Consider the following 18,207-nt stretch of genomic DNA (forward strand, 5'->3'; position numbering starts at 1 on the left):
GTACCGCAAAAGACGGCACTCAGGGCCGACCTCCTACACGGTTTTCAGGACCAACAGGTAACCCCCGCCCGCGGCGTCGATACTTGTTTCGACATTCAACGCGGGAGCCAGACGCGACAACCGATCGATCAACCAATCCGACGCTTCCTGGGCGTCGTCCTTGCCGGGGCAGCGAGCGACGGCGACGCGGCCACCCTTTCGCTCGAGCTGCTCCACGACCCCGATGATCGGGGCGGGATCCACGACGAACAGCCGATCTGACCATTCCACAACAGGTTTGACCGCACCCTTCTTGGTGTTGCATGCGCGGTGCGCCAAGCGTTCGACGCCACCTTTGGTCTTGCCACCCTTTTTTGCGGTGTTGATGCTGTCGATACTCGGGCCGCGCGGATCATTGACGGACATATCGGGATCGACCGGTTCGTCACACAGCCAGCAGCGCCAGGATTCACGTTCGCCGACTTCTTGAAGGGTGCTCATGTGGCAACGGTACCGTGCGCACTTTCGGCTGTTACCGCTACCAAAAGTGCGCACGGGGGCCGAAGGCCCTACATGTCTGCAATCGCCTCGAGCGGCTTCGTCTTGGCCGCTCGGTTGGCCGGCCACAGCGCCGCCAAGACACCCACCACACCCGAGCCGATCAGCATTCCGACCACCTGACCCCACGGGATCGTGATCTTGTCGAGGCCCTGATCCGCGAGAGTGCTCACGAAGGCCCAACCGAACGCGATGCCGAGAACAACTCCGACCGCCGCGCCGTACACCGCGATGAGCACCGACTCGAGGTAGATCGTGCGTCGCATCTGTCCGCGCTGCATGCCGACAGCTCGCAGCATTCCGATTTCTCGTCGCCGCTCGACCACCGAGAGTGCCAGGGTGTTGATGATGCCCAGGATTGCGATCACGACCGCGAGTGCAAGCAGTCCGTAGAGGATCGCCAACAACGTGTTGATCTGCTGGCCCTGAGTTCCCTTGAACTCCTCACGATCCTGCACCTGGACGACGACGTACTTCTCCGTGGCCGTTTCGAGCTCGGATCGCAGCGTTGTCAGATCCGCGCCAGGCTTCGCCTTCACCAGAACCACGAAGTCCGGCAGACTCTCGGCCGGCATCAGCTTCCTGTACGCCTCGTCCGAGACGATCCACGAGCCGATCAGCTGGTTGTCCTCGAACACTCCCGCGACAACCGTCTGGTACTCGACGCCGCCGGGACCGGTCAACGTCTGGGTCGAACCCACAGTCCAACCCTTGTCGTCCGCAGTCGACTTCGAGACGAGCATGTTGTTGCCGGTCAGATCGACCGTGCCCTCGAGGATCTTGTATTCGAGCACGCCTTCGATCGGACCGTCGAACGAAGCGCCCTGCTCGTCCTCACCGTCGACCTTCGCACGCACTCCGTGCAACGACGTCGCGCTCTGCACGTCGGGCACCTGTCGGACTGCGTCGGCCGCACCTCGCGGCACGCCGATCGCGTTGGGACCGGTCAGGATGTAGTCGGCCGAAACACCCACGTCGACAAGAGCATTGATGCTCGCCTTGGCCGAGGAACCGAACACTCCGATGACCGTCACCAGCATCAGACCGAGAGTCAACGCGAATGCCGTTGCGGCCGTGCGACGGGGATTGCGCACCGCATTGGTACGAGCCAATCGCCCTATGGCACCGAACGGCTTGGCGAACACGGCACCGAGCGCGCCGACGATCGGCCGCGACAGCGCGGGAGCCCCGAGAAGCACCGCGATGATCAACGAGAACGCACCGAGGCCGACGATCAGCGCCGCGCCACCACCGGTACCGCGAGAGCCGAACACGAGCAGTGCCACACCGATCACGCCGAGAATCGCACCGATCAACGTCCGCACTCGCAGTGAGTCACCGGTGGAGGCGAACTCCTCACGCATGGCCGCCACCGGCGGGATCTTCGACGCACGACGAGCCGGGGCGTAAGCGCTGAGCGTCGTGACGACGACGCCGACCACCAACGCGACGATGATCGTGCGGGCACCCACCTGGAGCGGGCCTTCCGGCAGACCGACGTCGAATGTGTTGAGGAGACTGCGCAATCCGTAGGCGAGACCGATACCGCCGAGCAGACCGATGATGCTGCCGATGAGTCCGACCACGAGCGCCTCGGTGACCACCGAACGGCCGACCTGCGCTCGGCTCGCACCGATCGCACGCAGCAGCGCCAGCTCACGAAGACGCTGCGCCACGATCATCGAGAAGGTGTTGTAGATGATGAACGTTCCGACGAGCAGAGCAATCGCGCCGAACGCCAACAGGAAGTAGTTGATGAAGCTCAGCGCCGAGTCGACCTCGGCCTTGGTCTCCTCACGAACCTGGTCGCCGGTCTGCACCTTGAGATCGGGGAAAACCTGCTCGACGCGTTGCTGCAGTTCCGTCTGCGACACCCCGTCGCCCGCGACGTCGATGTACTCGACGTGTTGGCCGTCGGTGAAGAGTCCACGGGCCTGCTCGTCGGTGAAGAGCGCGCCGATGAACCCGCCGGTGTCACTGCCCGCCCCCTCGTATATGCCGGACAACGTCACGTCCACGATTCCGCGGGCCGGTGCCAGAACCTTGGCGGAGTCCCCCACCTTCAGTCCGGCTCGCTCGGCGGCGCTGGTGTTCAGCGCGACCTGACCGGTCTGCGTCGGAGGCGCGCCCTCGACGAAGGTGTCGGGTTCGGCAATCGCCTGGCCCGGCGGTAGGTAGGACTGCCCGATACTCGGCGCGCCGCCGGTCTGAACAGCGCCGCCGTCTGCGTTGATCAGGACGATCTGTCCGCTGACGGCCGGCGCCACCGCTCGGACACCGTCGACTGCGGCAAGTTTGTCGACATCCTCGACCGGAACGCCACTGGTGTTGCGCTCTTCCATCGATACCCGGACGTCGACGCCCTGGGCGGTGTTCTCGAAGATCGAATCGAAAGTCTTCTGGAGGGTGTCGGTGAAAACGAACGACCCCGCGACAAAAGCCGTGCCGAGCACCACGGAGAGAACCGTCAGCGCAAGTCGCACCTTGTGTGCCGCCAGGTTGCGCAGGGAAACCTTGCGCATCGGCGAGTTACTTACCGAAGCCATGTGCTCAAGCCCCGGCTTCCACGTTCACGACCGCCTGCGGAGCGTCGAGCCGCTTCATACGATCAAGGACCGAATCCGCCGTAGGCTCACGCAATTCGTCGACGATCTTGCCGTCCGCGAGGAACACGACACGATCGGCGTACGCCGCTGCCCGCGGATCGTGCGTCACGATCACCACGGTCTGGTTGAACTCGTCCACGGCCGCCCGCAGGATCGAGAGCACCTCCCCGGAGGACTTCGAATCGAGGTTTCCGGTCGGCTCGTCGCCGAAGATGATCTCCGGCTGACCCGCCAGCGCACGCGCACACGCCACACGCTGCTGCTGACCACCCGAGAGCTCTCCCGGCCGGTGATCGAGGCGATCCCCGAGACCCAGCTTGGTCAGGACGCTGTTCAGCCAGTTCGGGTCCGCTTTGCGTCCCGCGATGTCGAGCGGCAACGTGATGTTCTCGAGCGCCGTCAGGGTCGGCACCAGGTTGAACGCCTGGAAAACGAAACCGATGCGATCGCGTCGCAATTGGGTCATCTGTTTGTCGGAAAGCGTCGTGAGTTCCGTGTCACCGATGAGAACAGAACCCGAACTGGCGGAATCCAGACCGGCGAGGCAATGCATCAGCGTCGACTTACCGGAACCGGACGGCCCCATGATCGCCGTGAACTCACCGCGGGCGAAATCTGCGGACACCGAACTGAGGGCGTGCACCTGGGTATCTCCGGTGCCGTAGGTCTTGGACAGGCCGACTGCGCGGGCCGCGACATCCTGGGCGTGCGAACTCATGATCGCCTTTCCTGTTCACTTCAGTGCTACTTTGCGGGCGTGACGGGCGCCCGTGAAAACACGGACGCCCGCAATGGTTGGTTCCATCCTGTCGGGTGGCGGGCGCGCCCGCCATCGGGGACCACCCTGATATCTGCGGCCGAGCCGGTCAGGGTGGGGGGAATGCGCCCCCTCCTGCTTGTGCGCATTGACTGGAAACAGCGATACGAAGACCTGGCGCACATTAACCTTGTGACACCAATCACACGAGAGAGGCGGCCGAATGTCCGACGCCACCGCTGGAATCATTTTCGATCGGCTAGAGCACTGGGCGACGGTCAAGCCTGATCAAGCAGCGATGACCTTCCAAGGGACCGAATTCACGTGGGCTCAGTGGCGGGACCGCATCTTGCGTATCGCCGCCGCCCTCGCCGAATCAGGCATCGGTGCCGGCGACACTGTCGCGTTCGTCGACAAGAATCATCTGTCCTGTCTCGAAGTCACCTACGCCGCCTCACTACTCGGCGCCGCGAATGTCGTTCCCAACTGGCGACTTTCGAGCGAAGAGCTGGATTACGTTCTCGCGGACTGTGGCGCTCGCATTCTGTTCGTCGGCAGCGAACTACTCCCCCAGGTCGTCGCGATGCGAGACCGCTTGACGGCCGTCGAATCGATCTTCGCCGTCGGCGGTGAACACGACGAATTCGAGCCGTGGATCGACGAGGTCACACCGCTGCACTCCCGCCCCGAGGTGAGCCCCGATGCCACCGCTCTGGTTCTCTACAGTTCCGGGACGACCGGTCGCCCCAAGGGTGTCCAGCTCACGCATCGAAACCTGTTCGCGCACAGCAACAATGTCCTCGAAATCCTGCCGGCCCACGAGGATCACCGATTCTTGATCGCGATGCCGATGTTCCACGTCGGCGGAACGTGCTACGCCATCATGGCAATTCACACCGGTGGCCGCTGTTACTTCACGAGAGAAGCCGACGGACCGTCGATCTTCGCCGGTCTCGCCGCCGGAGCCAACATCGCCTTTCTCGTCCCACCGGTCATTGCCGGAGTCCTGGCCGCAGGCGAGCAGGCGGTCGCCGCCTTCAAAGCATTCAAACGCATCACCTACGGCGCCGCCCCCATGCCGCTCCCGCTGTTGCGCGCGGCACTCGCAGCGTGGCCGGACACCGAATTCGTGCAGGTCTACGGCATGACCGAAATGGCAGGCGTCATTACCGCGTTGATGCCGGACGTTCACCGCGACGAGTCGCAGGTCGAGCGCATGGCATCAGCAGGTACGGCGATCCCCGGCGTCGAGATGCGCGTGGTGGACCCCGTCACGCTCGAGGACGTGCCCACCGGAACGACCGGTGAGCTGTGGTGGCGATCCGAACAGTGCACACCCGGATACCTGGGTAAGCCCGAGGCGACGGCCGAAACGATTACCGCAGACGGGTGGCTGCGTAGCGGCGACATGGGCCGCGCCGACTCCGGCGGGTTCGTCTTCATCGAGGACCGCCTCAAGGACATGATCATCACCGGCGGCGAGAACGTCTACTCCCCCGAGATCGAACGAGTACTGGTGGAGCATCCGGCAATCGCCGAGGTCGCGGTCATCGGCGTTCCCGACGACCGTTGGGGTGAAACCGTCAAGGCTGTCGTGGTTCTCACTGCCGAAGCGCAGATCGACGAAGCCGAACTGATCACCTATACACAGGAACGCCTCGCAAAGTTCAAGTGCCCGACCAGTATCGACGTCGTCGAGATTCTTCCCCGCAATCCCACCGGAAAGATCCTCAAACGCGACCTCCGCAAACCGTACTGGGAGAACCGCGAACACAAACTGGTCTGAGTTCGCGTGCTGTAATGGGGCGGTGACTTCGCGCCGCCCCACCACACCCAATCCGACCGATCCGTGCCCGTGCGTCAGCGGCAACGCGTTGGCCGAATGCTGCGGCAAGTACATCAGCGGAGTAGCGCACGCACCGACCGCCGAAACCCTGATGCGTTCGCGTTACACGGCTTTCGCTGTGATGGACGACGAATATCTCACGCAGACTTGGCATCCCGACCATCGCCCAGCCCAACTCGATCTCGACCCCGACCAGAAATGGCTCCGGTTGGAGATCCTGGACACCGAACGGGGCGGGCTGTTCGATTCCGACGGCGTCGTGGAATTTCGCGCTCACTACACATTCGGACGCGAGCGGGGAATGCTCCACGAACGCAGTCGATTTGCGCGAACAGAGGGTAAGTGGCTCTATGTCGACGGCGATATCGGTTAGGTAACTCCGGGCACCGTCGCCGCGGATCCCGATAACGCGAGCCCTACGATCGAGTCATGACAACGAACCGGACGAGATCATTTGCCGCTGTCGCTGCCATCGCAGTGGGCGTGAGCCTGACTGCCTGTTCGCAGGACGCGGAGACCACTCCCACGGCAGCCACCTCGGCCGTCACCTCGACCTGGACCTCGAGTGCAGCAGCGTCGACCACAGAACCAGTCCCGACGGACAGCTCCGACAAGACGTCGGCTGCGGGCACCGAATCCAAGCTCACCGTCGTCGACATCCGAGTGGGCGAGCACGACGGATTCGATCGTGTCGTCTACGAAATGGGCGGAACCGGCACACCCGGTTGGCGCGTCAAGTACGTCGACGCGGCGACGCAGGAAGGCAGCGGTAAGCCCGTGGACATCAAGGGTGCCGCAGTGATCCAGGTCCTGATCGACGGTTCCGCATATCCCTTCGACAGCGGAGTCGAGCAGTACTCCGGCCCCAACCCGGTCCCCGGCGTCGGCGGAGTCGTGACCGAGGTCAACGGGTCCAACGTCTTCGAGGGAGTCACGCAGTCGTTCATCGGCGTGACCGAGAAGCAGCCGTTCACGGTCACGACGCTCAGCGACCCTCCTCGCGTGGTGGTCGACGTGGCCCGCTGAGGCCGCACTTGACCTGAAGTTTGGTTGAGGTTCTACCTTCGTGTCGTACCGGCCACGTAATCTTCGTGGCCGGCGACCGGAGGGGCGAAGTCATGAGTATGGAAGTCACCGCGTGGAACGCGATGTACAACGCGATGCACGCGCAAGAAGATCGGCGCCCGTTCTCGAAGGCGACACTGAAGCGGATCGCGACGTTCGCAGTTCCACAGAAACGCAACCTCAGCTGGTACCTCGTACTGAGTGTCGTCACTGCTGCGCTTGCCGTGGCAACACCTGTCCTGGCCGGGCGCGTGGTCAACGCGATAGTCGGCGGCGACGCCGTCGACGTGGTCGTCAAACTTGCCGCCCTGATCGCACTGGTTGCACTTCTCGAAGCCGCTCTGGGACTGTTGACCCGGTGGCTCTCGGCCAGCATCGGCGAAGACCTGATCCTGCATCTGCGCACCACCGTCTTCGATCACGTCCAGAAGATGCCCATCGCGTTCTTCACCAGAACTCGAACCGGAGCACTGGTAAGCCGTCTCAACAACGACGTCATCGGCGCTCAGCGCGCCTTCAGCGACACCTTGTCCGGAGTGGTCAGCAATCTGGTCACCCTGGTGATCACGCTGATCGTCATGCTCGGGATCTCCTGGCAGATCACCGTCCTCGCGCTGCTACTTCTCCCGATCTTCGTCATCCCCGCACGGCGCATGGGCGCCAAACTTGCAGCACTCAATCGTGAAGCAGCCAACCATAATTCGCTCATGAGCACCCAGATGACGGAGCGGTTCTCCGCTCCCGGCGCGACTCTGGTCAAGCTGTTCGGCCGCCCGTCGCAAGAATCTGCGGAGTTCGCGGTTCGCGCCAGGCGTGTGCGCAACATCGGAGTCCGGACCGCAATGCTGCAGTCCGTCTTCGTCACAGCACTGACGCTGGTCTCGGCCCTTGCTCTTGCCCTCGTCTACGGACTCGGCGGCTTCTACGCGCTGCGCGGACAGTTGGACGCAGGCGCCGTCGTGGCGATGGCACTGTTGTTGACGCGGCTGTACTCACCGTTGACCGCACTGGCCAGCGCCCGGGTGGACGTCATGAGCGCCCTGGTCAGCTTCGAGCGGGTATTCGAGATTCTCGATCTGGCGCCGCTCATCACCGAGAAGCCCGATGCACGCACGGTGCCGCAGGGCCCGGTGTCCGTCGAGTTCAAGAACGTCACTTTTGCTTACCCATCCGCGGACAAGGTGTCTCTCGCGTCCCTGGAGGAAGTCGCGATCCTCGACACCCGCGGCGGCGAGGACGTGTTGCACGACCTGTCGTTCCGCACCGAAGCAGGACAGATGGTCGCCTTGGTCGGCACGTCCGGTGCCGGAAAGTCGACCGTGGCGCAGATGATTCCGCGCCTCTACGACATCGACTCCGGTTCGGTCGAGTTGGGCGGCGTCGACGTCCGCGACCTCAGTGCCGATTCCATCCGGGAGACCGTCGGCATGGTCACGCAGGACGGGCACCTGTTCCACGAGAGCCTTCGATCCAACCTGCTCCTTGCGCGACCGGATGCCACCGAAGAAGATCTGCGTGAGGTTCTGGAGCGCGCACGGCTCACCGACCTGGTTGCGTCGCTGCCCGACGGACTGGAGACCGTGGTGGGTGAACGCGGTTACCGCCTCTCGGGCGGCGAGCGTCAACGCCTGACCATCGCACGCCTGCTCCTGGCCCAGCCTCGCGTCGTCATCTTGGACGAGGCCACCGCGCATCTCGACTCGACGTCGGAAGCTGCGGTTCAGGAAGCACTCGGCGAAGCACTCGCCGGGCGGACTGCGGTGGTGATCGCTCACCGATTGTCGACGATCCGTTCCGCGGACCTGATCCTTGTCGTCGAGGCAGGCCAGATCGTCGAGCGCGGCAACCATGAGGAACTGCTCGCGCGCGGCGGCCGCTACGCCGAGTTGTACCGCACGCAGTTCGACACCAACGCCCGGAAGAACGGCGCCCTCGCACCGACGCCGATCTGATACCGCGCAGCGCCTTGCCCCCCACACAGAAAACAGGCGCTGTCCTCCTCGCGGAGGGCAGCGCCTGTTTCAGTCTTCATGACAGTCGTTGAAGCTGTAGGTCAGTCGTTGTAGCGATCGCGTCCGCCACCGCGGCGGTCGTCACGTCCACCACGATCGTCCCGGCCACCACGGTCGCCACGGCCACTCGGACGTCCCTGCGGCGGCCCGAAATCAGGCTGCAGCTGGATCAGGACGCCGGAGATGCGTGTGCGACGCAAAGCTTCGAGAGTCTCGTTGGAGAGGTCGGCCGGCAGCTCGACGATGCTGTGATCCGGGCGAATGCTGATGTGCCCGAAGTCGCTTCGACGAAGCCCACCCTCGTTGGCGATGGCACCGACGATGGCACCCGGAACGACGCGGTGACGCTTGCCGACTGCAATGCGGTACGCGGCCAGCTCCTGGCCCTCGGGCCCACGCGAGCGCGGGGCCGGGCCGTCGTCGAAACGACGGGGAGGACGTGGTTCACGAGGCTCGCGCTCACGACGCGGCGGTGCCGGCGGCTCGGGAGAAAGCAAGAATGCTTCGCCGTCGCGCGACTGCAACGCCAGAGCGGCAGCGATGTCGATGAGCGGAACGTCGTGTTCCTGGTCGTAGTCCTCGATCATCTTGCGGAACATCGCGAGATTCTCCGAGGCCAGGCTCTCGGTGATGGAGTCACCGAACTTGGCCACGCGCTGGGCGTTGACGTCGTCGACACTGGGAAGCTGCATCTCCGCAAGCGGCTGACGGGTCGCCTTCTCGATGGACTTGAGCAGATGACGCTCACGCGGGGCGACGAACAGCAACGCGTCACCCTGACGACCGGCGCGGCCGGTACGACCGATGCGGTGGACGTACGACTCCGTGTCATGCGGGATGTCGTAGTTGACGACGTGGGAGATTCGATCCACGTCGAGGCCTCGAGCGGCAACGTCGGTCGCGACGAGGATGTCGAGGGCGCCGTTCTTGAGCTGACCGATGGTCCGCTCACGCTGTGCCTGGACGATGTCGCCGTTGATCGCGGCAGCCGAGTGCCCGCGGGCCCGCAGCTTCTCCGCCAGGTCTTCGGTGGCCTGCTTGGTACGGACGAAGATGATCATCGCCTCGAATGCCTCGACCTCGAGGACTCGGGTCAGTGCATCGAGCTTGCGCTGATGAGCAACCTGAATGTAGCGCTGCGTGATGTTCGAGGCGGTCGACGTCTTGGACTTGACGGTGATCTCGACCGGATTGTTCAGGTACTGCTTCGAGATCCGGCGAATCGAGCCGGGCATCGTTGCCGAGAACAGAGCGACCTGCTTGTCGCCGGGGGTGTCGCGGAGGATGCGCTCGACGTCCTCCTGGAACCCCATCTTGAGCATCTCGTCGGCCTCGTCGAGAACGAGGTACTTGAGATTGGTCAGATCCAGGGTGCCCTTTTCGAGATGGTCGATGACACGACCCGGGGTACCGACGACGACGTGTGCGCCGCGGCGCAGGCCCGACAGCTGGACGCCGTAGCTCTGGCCACCGTAGATCGGCAGCACGTTGAGTCCGGGGATGTGCGCGGAGTACTTGCCGAATGCCTCGGCAACCTGAAGCGCCAGCTCACGCGTGGGAGCAAGCACCAGCGCCTGGGTCTGCTTGATCGACGTGTCGATCCGCGACAGGACTGGAACTGCGAAGGCTGCGGTCTTGCCGGTACCGGTCTGTGCGAGACCGACGACGTCCTTGCCTTCGAGCAGCGGCGGAATGGTGGCAGCCTGAATGGGCGAGGGCGACTCGTAGCCCACGTCTGACAGTGCCTTCAGTACCCGATCATCGATGTCGAGGTCGGCAAATGTTGGGGGTTCGGGGTCACGCTCAATATCACTCATTTGACCAGCAGTTTAGCGGATAGAGTATAGACACGACGACATACCGGGGGTGCTTTTACGACAGATCCACCCTCCCAGCGGGTTTCGCCTAGCGTAGGAAGCATGACCGAAGCCACCGCAGCCACCCCCTCCCAGACCGTTGTCGCGATTGCCCAATTCGCCCCGGGGACGGACAAGAAAGCCAACCTCGAATCACTGCGATCACTGGCTTCCGATGCAGCAGCACGCGGCGCGAAAGTTGTCGTGGCGCCGGAATACTCGATGTTCACCGCACCGAAGACGGATGAGCGTTTGATCGAGTCCGCGGAGGACCTGGACGGCGAATTCGGTTCGGCGCTGGCGTCGGTCGCCGCGGAGTTCGGAATCTTCCTCGTGGCAGGAATGAACGAGCGGATCGACGACGTGAGCAGAATCTCCAACACCCTCGTCGCGATGGACCCGAACGGCGAACTGGTGGCGACCTACCGGAAACTGCATCTTTACGACGCTTTCGGTTACCAAGAGTCGGCCGTGATCCGCGCGGGCGAGATCACCGAACCGCAGACTTTCGGGTGCGACGGCCTGACCTTCGGCCTCCAGACCTGCTACGACCTGCGCTTCCCGGAAGTCACCCGGCGCATCGTCGACGTCGGCGCAGACATCTTGCTCCTGCCCGCCCAGTGGGTGCCGGGGCCGCTCAAGGAAGACCACTGGACCACTCTCGTGCGCGCCCGGGCCATCGAGAACACGATGTACATCGCAGCGGCAGATCAGAGCGCGCGCGGCGGCGCGGGTGCCAGCATGATCGTGGACCCGATGGGCGTCGTGATGTGTTCACTTGGCGAGCAGGTCGGGGTCGCCACCGCACTCGTTTCGGCTGCTCGCATCGCCGAGGTACGCGAGAAGAATCCCGCTCTCGCGCTGCGGAGGTTCACAGTCTCGTCGCGGTGACCTGCAGCGAGTAGCGTCGAACTGGTCGGGGTTCGAGCTTCTCGAGGACAACGCAGTGACCCAGTATCGGGATCGATCTTCCGCCGGCAAATTTCTGGCCGGGCGGCTCGAGACCTTGCGTATCGACAAGCCCGTCGTTCTCGGACTCCCGCGCGGCGGAGTTCCGGTCGCAGCCGAAGTGGCTGCGGCACTGAAGGCTCCGCTCGACATCGTGGTGGTGCGCAAGCTCGGCAGTCCGTACAACCCGGAACTGGCGATGGGCGCCATCGGTGAGGGCGGCGTGCGGGTCCTCAACCACGACGTCATCGCAGCGGTTCGCGTCTCGAAAAGAGAACTCGTCGCCGTCGAACGCGACGAGCGAACCGAATTGGAACGGCGGGCGCATCTCCTGCGCGAGGGGCGGACCCCGGTTTCCCTCCACGGACGCACTGCGGTGATCGTCGACGACGGAATGGCTACGGGCGCGAGTGCCGCCGTTGCCTGCCGATGCGCGCGCACCGCGGGTGCTGCCGCCGTGATCGTCGCTGTCCCAGTAGCGTCCCCCGAAGCCATGAGAGTGATCGCGTGCTCCGCCGATCGGGTCGTCTGCCCCTTCGTTCCTGCCCTGTTAGGCGGCGTCGGTGCTGCATTCGAGGACTTTCATCAACTCAGCGACGACGAAGTGCTGTCCTTCCTCGCCTGAGTGCACACCTCTCCAGCCTGAGCACAGTCCAAGAGATCTCTGAGAATTTGTGATGTGTGCAACATTTCGCTCCTCGGTGCCGATAGCCCAAATGGAACAAAAAGAATTCGGCTTTCTGGAGGAACCGTGACCATCTCGACCGATACCGTCGACGCCGTCGCAGCTGCGTGCCGTGACCGCCTGGGCGACCCTTCCGCCTGGGTTGCGTCAGACGCTTATCGACAGAGCCTCGCCCTGTGCATCATCGAATCCGTTCAGTCCACGTCGGGTCACAGCGAAGTGACCGTCGTCGATCGCTACCTGGCGTACCGGAAAGCCCGCGAGGACAAACCCGTCACGGATGGCGCACGTGAACTACTCCGCACCTTCGAGGAAGCCGGCAGTTCGGACCAGTGGGCAGGCAAGATCGGCTCGTACAAGCGTCGCTACACGGCGACGGGTGTCCCGATCGAGGCACGGCACATCCAACAGGTCGCCGAGAAACTCCATCACTTGCGGATCAACAGCGTCGAGGACCTGCTGTCGGCCGCCGATTCCGACAACGCTCTCGAAGCCGTTCACCATGCCTGGGTGGACGCGTGCGGAGACGGTTCCGAAGTGACCTGGGCCCACCTGTTGATGTTGGCCGGAATTCCGCACACCGATCTGGGGACCGCTGCCGACACCTTCATCAGCGCGACACTCGGCACCACCGAGTTGCCGGGAGACACCTCGGAGATCCTTGCAGCTACTGCAGAGCAACTCGGAGTGGATCCGGACCGATTGGACTACGCAATTCGGCGGTGGCTGTCCGTGCACGGTCGCACGCTCCAACACGTCGCCTGAGTACCTGTAAACAGGCGGTCACACTAAACTGCAGGTCAGCGCCCGACCAGTTCTACCGAATAGTAACGACAGTGCAAAATGACGACTAATGTGATGCAATGCACATCAGAAATGTCAGTAGTCACTGGAGGGGTCAATAGTGCGCGAGTTCTCAGTTCCACAGTCGTTCTCAATTCCGGAGAACGTATCCATGGCCGACTCCGTGTTCCGTCACGCCGAAGAAGACCCCACATTCGTGCCGTTCAAGAGGCCGTCGAACGGTGGATGGGTCGACGTCACTGCAGCTGAATTCGCGAAGCAGGTCTCCGCAGTTGCCAAGGGCCTGATCGCGTCAGGTGTCGAGCTCGGCGACCGCGTCGCTATCCTGTCCGCGACTCGCTACGAGTGGGTCGTTCTCGACTACGCCATCTGGACTGCCGGCGGATGCACCGTCGCGATCTACGAGACCTCCTCCCCTGATCAGGCGCAGTGGATCCTCGAGGATTCAGCGACGACACTTCTGGTCGTCGAAACGGCCAAGCACGCGGAGACTCACAAGGAAGTCACCGACGGCGCAGAAGCCCTCCGCGAGGTTCTTGTCATCGAGTCGGGTGCGATCGACGAGCTGTCCAGTCGCGGTTCGGCAATCACCGACGAAGAACTGCACACTCGTCGTCACCAGGTCACCGCTGCCTCGCCCGCGACCCTGATCTACACCTCCGGAACCACCGGACGCCCCAAGGGTGTCCAGCTGACGCACTCCAACTTCTACGCCGAGTCCAACGCCTGCCGCCTGGCGATGCCGGAGTCCATGGTCCCCGGCAAGAAGACTCTGATGTTCCTGCCGCTTGCCCACGTATTCGCGCGGGCGATCTCCTTCGGCGCTTTCGACGCCAAGGTCACCGTCGCCCACACGTCGGACCTGACGACGCTGCTCGAGCAGTTCGCCGGCTTCAAGCCCAACTTCATCCTCTCGGTGCCCCGCGTGTTCGAGAAGGTGTACAACTCGGCTCGCCAGAAGGCAGTCGACGGCGGTAAGGGCAGCATCTTCGACAAGGCTGCTGCCACCGCCATCGAATACAGCGAATCCCTCGAAAAGGGTGGCCCCGGCCTGGCACTCAAGCTCAAGCACGCGGTATTCGACAAGCTCGTCTACTCGAAGTTGCGTGCAGCTCTGGGTGGCGAGTGCGAGCGTGCAGTCTCCGGTGGCGCAGCCCTCGGCGCGCGCCTCGGCCACTACTTCCGCGGCGTCGGCATCCCGATCTACGAGGGCTACGGACTCACCGAGACCAGCGCCGCAATCACCGTCAACACCTCGAGCGCGCAGCGCGTCGGCACCGTCGGCAAGCCGATCAACGGCCATGCAGCACGGATCGCCGAGGACGGCGAACTCCTCCTGCAGGGCCCGGTCGTGTTCGCCGGCTACTGGCACAACGAGAAGGCCACTGCCGAATCCATCGTCGACGGCTGGTTCCACACCGGCGACCTCGGCTCGATCGACAACGAGGGCTACGTCTCCATCACCGGACGCAAGAAGGAAATCATCGTCACCGCGGGCGGCAAGAACGTCGCACCGGCAGGCCTCGAAGATTCCCTGCGCGCGCACGCTCTGATCAGCCAGTGCCTCGTCGTCGGCGACGGTCAGCCGTTCATCGGTGCACTGATCACCCTCGATCCGGAGACACTGCCCGGTTGGGTCGAGCGCAACGGCCTGCCCGCCGGCACCCCGATTGCCGATCTGGTGAAGAACGCCGACCTGATCGCCGAGATCGACTCGGCCGTTGCCGACGCGAACAAGAAGGTCTCCAACCCCGAGCAGATCAAGAAGTACACGATCCTCGAGGTCGACTTCACCCAGGAGACCGGTGAATTGACGCCGACGCTCAAGCTCAAGCGCAACATCATTCACGAAGCTCACAAGACCAAGATCAGCGACCTGTACGCCTGATCGATCGTCTTTCACGAGTCTGGCCCGGTTCGAATGCGAACCGGGCCAGACTCGTTTCACTGTCCGGCGGAGAGTAGTTCCTCTTCGATCTCGGATGGAAGGCCGTGCACCGCACGATCCTCCCGCTGAGTCGGCAGAGTTTCTCGCTGCATCCACTCCCAGGTATCGCGCACGGTGTCTTCGACGGGCCGGCACCGCAGCCCTGCTTGCCCCGCCTTGGCGGTGTCGGCTTCGAGGAAGCCCGCGAACTCACCCTCCTGCGGCACCCAACACGGAAGTTGTGTCCACGGCTGCGCTCCAGCGGCCGCCAGCCTGTCCTCGTCGATCCACACGAGTTCAGCGTCCGAACCGGTGGCAACCACGCACGCCTGGAGGAGTCCGGAGGTAGTGGTGTGGCCGGACGGGCTGATGACGTCGTATGCCCCGCTGATCCCGGCTGCCAGTCCGGCCAGGACAAAGGTTGCGATGTCGCGGGCATCGACGTACTGCAACGGTCTGGTCGGCACTCCGGGAGCAACGACACGTCCGCCCGCCGCGATGCGCTGCAGCCACCACGGCAACCGCCCGATGTCCTCGCGCGGGCCGAGGATCAAACCTGCCCTCGCGAGTAACGCGTCCGGGAAGGATTCCAGGACAGCGAGTTCGGCCCCGCGTTTGGCGGACGCGTAATCGCTGTAGTCATCGGAGGTCGCAGATGCGGCCACCACTGGTGAGGTCTCGTCTACGTGCAAGCCCCATTGGTAGACGGATCCACTGGAGATGTATGCGTACCGGTCGACGTGACCGCGCAAAACGCGTGCATTCTCACCGACCACTCGGGGGCTACCCGACCAGGTGTCGACGACAAGATCCCATCGACGATCACCGAGCGCATCAACCATCGCACGCTGATCGGTGCGATCCGCGAACAGGACCTCCGCTGTAGGTGGTGGCGCTCCGGTGAGCCCACGATGGAGCACTGTCACTTCCCAGCCCCGAGCCAAAGCGTCATCGACGAGAGCGTGGCCGAGGAACCGTGTTCCTCCGAGCATCAACAGCTTCATGAGGGCCATCGTCGCTTGAAAAGCGTCGTGCGGCAACACGTTCGTCTGGTAGCGCAATTTCCGGCGACTGAGGCACGGACGAACCGCTCAGATACCTCGTCCGGGATTGAGAACGTTCTTCGGATCGAATGCGGCCTTGACTGCAAGCATCATTTCGCGTTCGGTCTGGCCGACCATGTCCGCCATGTACGGCGCTTTGAGAACCCCGATACCGTGTTCACCGCTGATCGTTCCGCCCAACGCCAGTGCGCCGGCAACGATGTCGTCGAAAGCTCCGCGCGCACGATCCTGCGCACCCGATTCGGCAGCGTCGAACACGATGGTCGGGTGGAGATTGCCGTCGGCGGCGTGACCGAAGGTTCCGATCGTGACGCCGTGGCGATCGGCCGCTTCACGAATGCATTCCAACATGGACGGCAACGCCGGCACCGGCACCGCGACGTCGTCGAGAAGTACCGTGCCCAACGCCTCGAGAGCCGGCAAGGCCATGCGGCGCGCGGCGGTGAACTCTTCACCTTCCACCGGATCGTCGGTGTGGAAAACCTCTCGGGCCCCGGCACTTTCGCACGCCGCGGCGCAGTCCGCTGCCTCGGCGGCCGCCGACCTACCGTCGCACTGGATGAGCAGCATCGCCCCGGCCGATTCGTCCAGCCCCATCTTGGTCAGCCGATTGACGGCGCCGATGGTGACGTCGTCCATCAACTCCATCTGACACGGTTCGGCCACTGCCGACACGGCGAGGACGGCATCGATCGCGGACTCCGCGGAATCGAAGAAGGCGACCACAGTGGTCGCGGCAGTGGGCGCCGTACGCAACCGCATCGTGGCTTCGACGATGACCGCGAGAGTGCCCTCCGACCCGACGAGCAGATGTGTCAGGTCCAGCCCCGCAACATTTTTGCGCGTCCGTGCACCGGTACGGATCACACGCCCGTCGGCGAGTACCGCCGTCAGGGCCGCAACGTGATCACCGGTGACGCCGTACTTGGCGCAACAGATGCCGCCTGCATTTGTCGCCAGATTGCCGCCGATACTCGAGATGGACCGGCTTCCCGGATCCGGTACGTACCAAAGACCCTGCTGTGCAGCAGCTTCCGCCAGGTCACCGTTGATCACTCCGGGCTCCACCGTGGCGGTGCGCGCGGCAGGATCGATCTCGAGAATTCGATCCATGCCCGCGACGCTCAAGACGATGCATCCGTCAAGTGCGTTGGCGGCGCCGGCCAACCCGGTACCTGCCCCTCGAGTCACCACCGGAACGGCGAGTTCGTGGGCCACCGCCATGACCGCAACGACGTCGTCGACCGTCTTCGCCTTGACCAGCGCGGCGGGCCTTCCGGCTGCGGTGAGCAGTGATTGATCCCGGACGTACGCAGCCATTCGGTCGGGATCGGTTGTCGCCCTGTCCCCCACCGCTTTCTGCAGACGCTCGCCCAACAGATCGATACTCGTGGTCATTGTGTTCGTCCTTCGTAGAATCCGCGCACATGGCGCTCGACCAAAACGGCAGCCTCGTCAACTGCACCGCGCTCGATCGCGTCGGCGATACCCTCGTGCTCTGCCAGCAGTGCGCCGAGCGTGGCCGCCGAGTTCTCGCGCGAGTCGAGTTCACTCAGCAGGTAGCCGGCGATGCTGTCGCGGAGAACCGTCATGACCAACCCGAACGCCTTGTTCCCGCCGGCTCCGGCCAGCGCAACGTGAAAGTCGACATCGGCGTCGTGGAATGCGACCGAGTCGTCGGCAAGGGTTGCGACGCGCATCCGCTCGATCGCATCCCGGGCGCCGTTCGGCACCGCGACGACAGTGCGCAGCGCAGCAGCTTCGAGCAGCACTCGCAATTCGACAAGATCGCCCAATGGAACTGCACCCACCTGCAACGCCGTGCTGAGAGCTGTGGCCGCGGAATCGGCCGTATGCTCGTGCGTCACCCGAGGCCTGGCAGTAGAAGTGGTGTCCGCGCCGGTCAACAATCCCTGCGCTTGCAGGACCCGAAGGGCCTCACGGACCGTCGATCGACCCACCGAGAACGTCTGTGCAAGTTCCTGTTCGGTGGGCAATGCCTCACCGACCGGGAGTGAACCGTCGAGAATGGCAGCGCGGATTCGTCCCGACACGGCAAGGCTGAGCGGCATGCGCGACAACGGAGTCGTATCCATGCCG

The 18,207-nt window shown here is 63.8% G+C and carries 15 protein-coding genes; 8 read left to right on the plus strand and 7 right to left on the minus strand.

The genetic code is table 11. From position 1 onward, the window contains the following. Positions 1–33: 33 nt before the first annotated feature. From M1L53_RS27270 to M1L53_RS27280, 3 genes are all read right to left on the minus strand, one after another. Complete coding sequence (locus M1L53_RS27270; protein WP_054187341.1) at positions 34–480, minus strand: hypothetical protein; 447 nt, start codon at positions 478–480, stop codon at positions 34–36. Between the two features lie 68 nt (positions 481–548). Continuing rightward, positions 549–3,083 carry an ABC transporter permease gene (locus tag M1L53_RS27275; protein WP_019749299.1) on the minus strand — a complete coding sequence of 845 codons (2,535 nt, stop codon included), beginning with the start codon at positions 3,081–3,083 and terminating at the stop codon, positions 549–551. 4 nt (positions 3,084–3,087) lie between these two features. Next, positions 3,088–3,861: an ABC transporter ATP-binding protein gene (locus tag M1L53_RS27280; protein WP_054187342.1), complete on the minus strand. Its 774-nt coding sequence runs from the start codon at positions 3,859–3,861 to the stop codon at positions 3,088–3,090. A gap of 262 nt (positions 3,862–4,123) precedes the next feature. On the opposite strand from M1L53_RS27280, the gene M1L53_RS27285 reads away from it, so the two are divergent. The 4 genes from M1L53_RS27285 to M1L53_RS27300 all read left to right on the plus strand — a co-directional run bounded on the left by M1L53_RS27285 (position 4,124) and on the right by M1L53_RS27300 (position 8,763). Next, positions 4,124–5,686: a long-chain-fatty-acid--CoA ligase gene (locus M1L53_RS27285; protein ID WP_030536912.1), complete on the plus strand. Its 1,563-nt coding sequence runs from the start codon at positions 4,124–4,126 to the stop codon at positions 5,684–5,686. A gap of 22 nt (positions 5,687–5,708) precedes the next feature. Then, positions 5,709–6,119, plus strand: coding sequence for a YchJ family protein (locus M1L53_RS27290; protein ID WP_054187343.1), 411 nt, complete (start codon positions 5,709–5,711; stop codon positions 6,117–6,119). Between the two features lie 56 nt (positions 6,120–6,175). After that, a complete protein-coding gene (locus M1L53_RS27295; protein WP_054187344.1) occupies positions 6,176–6,772 on the plus strand; it encodes a hypothetical protein in 597 nt (198 codons plus the stop codon). Positions 6,773–6,864: 92 nt separating this feature from the next. Then, a complete protein-coding gene (locus tag M1L53_RS27300; RefSeq protein ID WP_019749303.1) occupies positions 6,865–8,763 on the plus strand; it encodes an ABC transporter ATP-binding protein in 1,899 nt (632 codons plus the stop codon). A 101-nt stretch (positions 8,764–8,864) separates the two neighbouring features. On the opposite strand, the gene M1L53_RS27305 is transcribed toward M1L53_RS27300, so the two are convergent. Continuing rightward, entirely contained in the window at positions 8,865–10,640 is a 1,776-nt protein-coding gene (locus M1L53_RS27305; RefSeq protein WP_003945121.1) for a DEAD/DEAH box helicase, read from the minus strand. Positions 10,641–10,742: 102 nt separating this feature from the next. Here M1L53_RS27305 and M1L53_RS27310 point away from each other — a divergent pair, with 102 nt between their 5' ends. The 4 genes from M1L53_RS27310 (at position 10,743) to M1L53_RS27325 (ending at position 15,004) form a co-directional block, all read left to right on the plus strand. Beyond that, positions 10,743–11,570 carry a carbon-nitrogen hydrolase family protein gene (locus M1L53_RS27310; RefSeq protein ID WP_050656184.1) on the plus strand — a complete coding sequence of 276 codons (828 nt, stop codon included), beginning with the start codon at positions 10,743–10,745 and terminating at the stop codon, positions 11,568–11,570. Between the two features lie 55 nt (positions 11,571–11,625). Next, on the plus strand, positions 11,626–12,252 hold the full coding sequence (locus M1L53_RS27315; RefSeq protein ID WP_054187345.1) for a phosphoribosyltransferase: 627 nt from the start codon (positions 11,626–11,628) through the stop codon (positions 12,250–12,252). A gap of 126 nt (positions 12,253–12,378) precedes the next feature. After that, complete coding sequence (locus M1L53_RS27320) at positions 12,379–13,077, plus strand: hypothetical protein (protein WP_003945151.1); 699 nt, start codon at positions 12,379–12,381, stop codon at positions 13,075–13,077. Between the two features lie 139 nt (positions 13,078–13,216). After that, complete coding sequence (locus M1L53_RS27325) at positions 13,217–15,004, plus strand: long-chain fatty acid--CoA ligase (protein ID WP_042450345.1); 1,788 nt, start codon at positions 13,217–13,219, stop codon at positions 15,002–15,004. Between the two features lie 56 nt (positions 15,005–15,060). On the opposite strand, the gene M1L53_RS27330 is transcribed toward M1L53_RS27325, so the two are convergent. From M1L53_RS27330 to M1L53_RS27340, 3 genes are all read right to left on the minus strand, one after another. Then, positions 15,061–16,047 carry an NAD-dependent epimerase/dehydratase family protein gene (locus M1L53_RS27330; protein ID WP_232319016.1) on the minus strand — a complete coding sequence of 329 codons (987 nt, stop codon included), beginning with the start codon at positions 16,045–16,047 and terminating at the stop codon, positions 15,061–15,063. A gap of 87 nt (positions 16,048–16,134) precedes the next feature. Continuing rightward, positions 16,135–17,505 carry an FAD-binding oxidoreductase gene (locus tag M1L53_RS27335; protein WP_054187346.1) on the minus strand — a complete coding sequence of 457 codons (1,371 nt, stop codon included), beginning with the start codon at positions 17,503–17,505 and terminating at the stop codon, positions 16,135–16,137. Further along, positions 17,502–18,203, minus strand: a complete 702-nt coding sequence (locus M1L53_RS27340) for a FadR/GntR family transcriptional regulator (protein WP_030536920.1) — start codon at positions 18,201–18,203, stop codon at positions 17,502–17,504. Before M1L53_RS27340 ends, M1L53_RS27335 begins: the two co-directional genes overlap by 4 nt. Between the last annotated feature and the right edge of the window lie 4 nt (positions 18,204–18,207).

Source organism: Rhodococcus sp. T9N (genome assembly GCF_024436645.1).
Taxonomy (GTDB): domain Bacteria; phylum Actinomycetota; class Actinomycetes; order Mycobacteriales; family Mycobacteriaceae; genus Rhodococcus_F; species Rhodococcus_F qingshengii.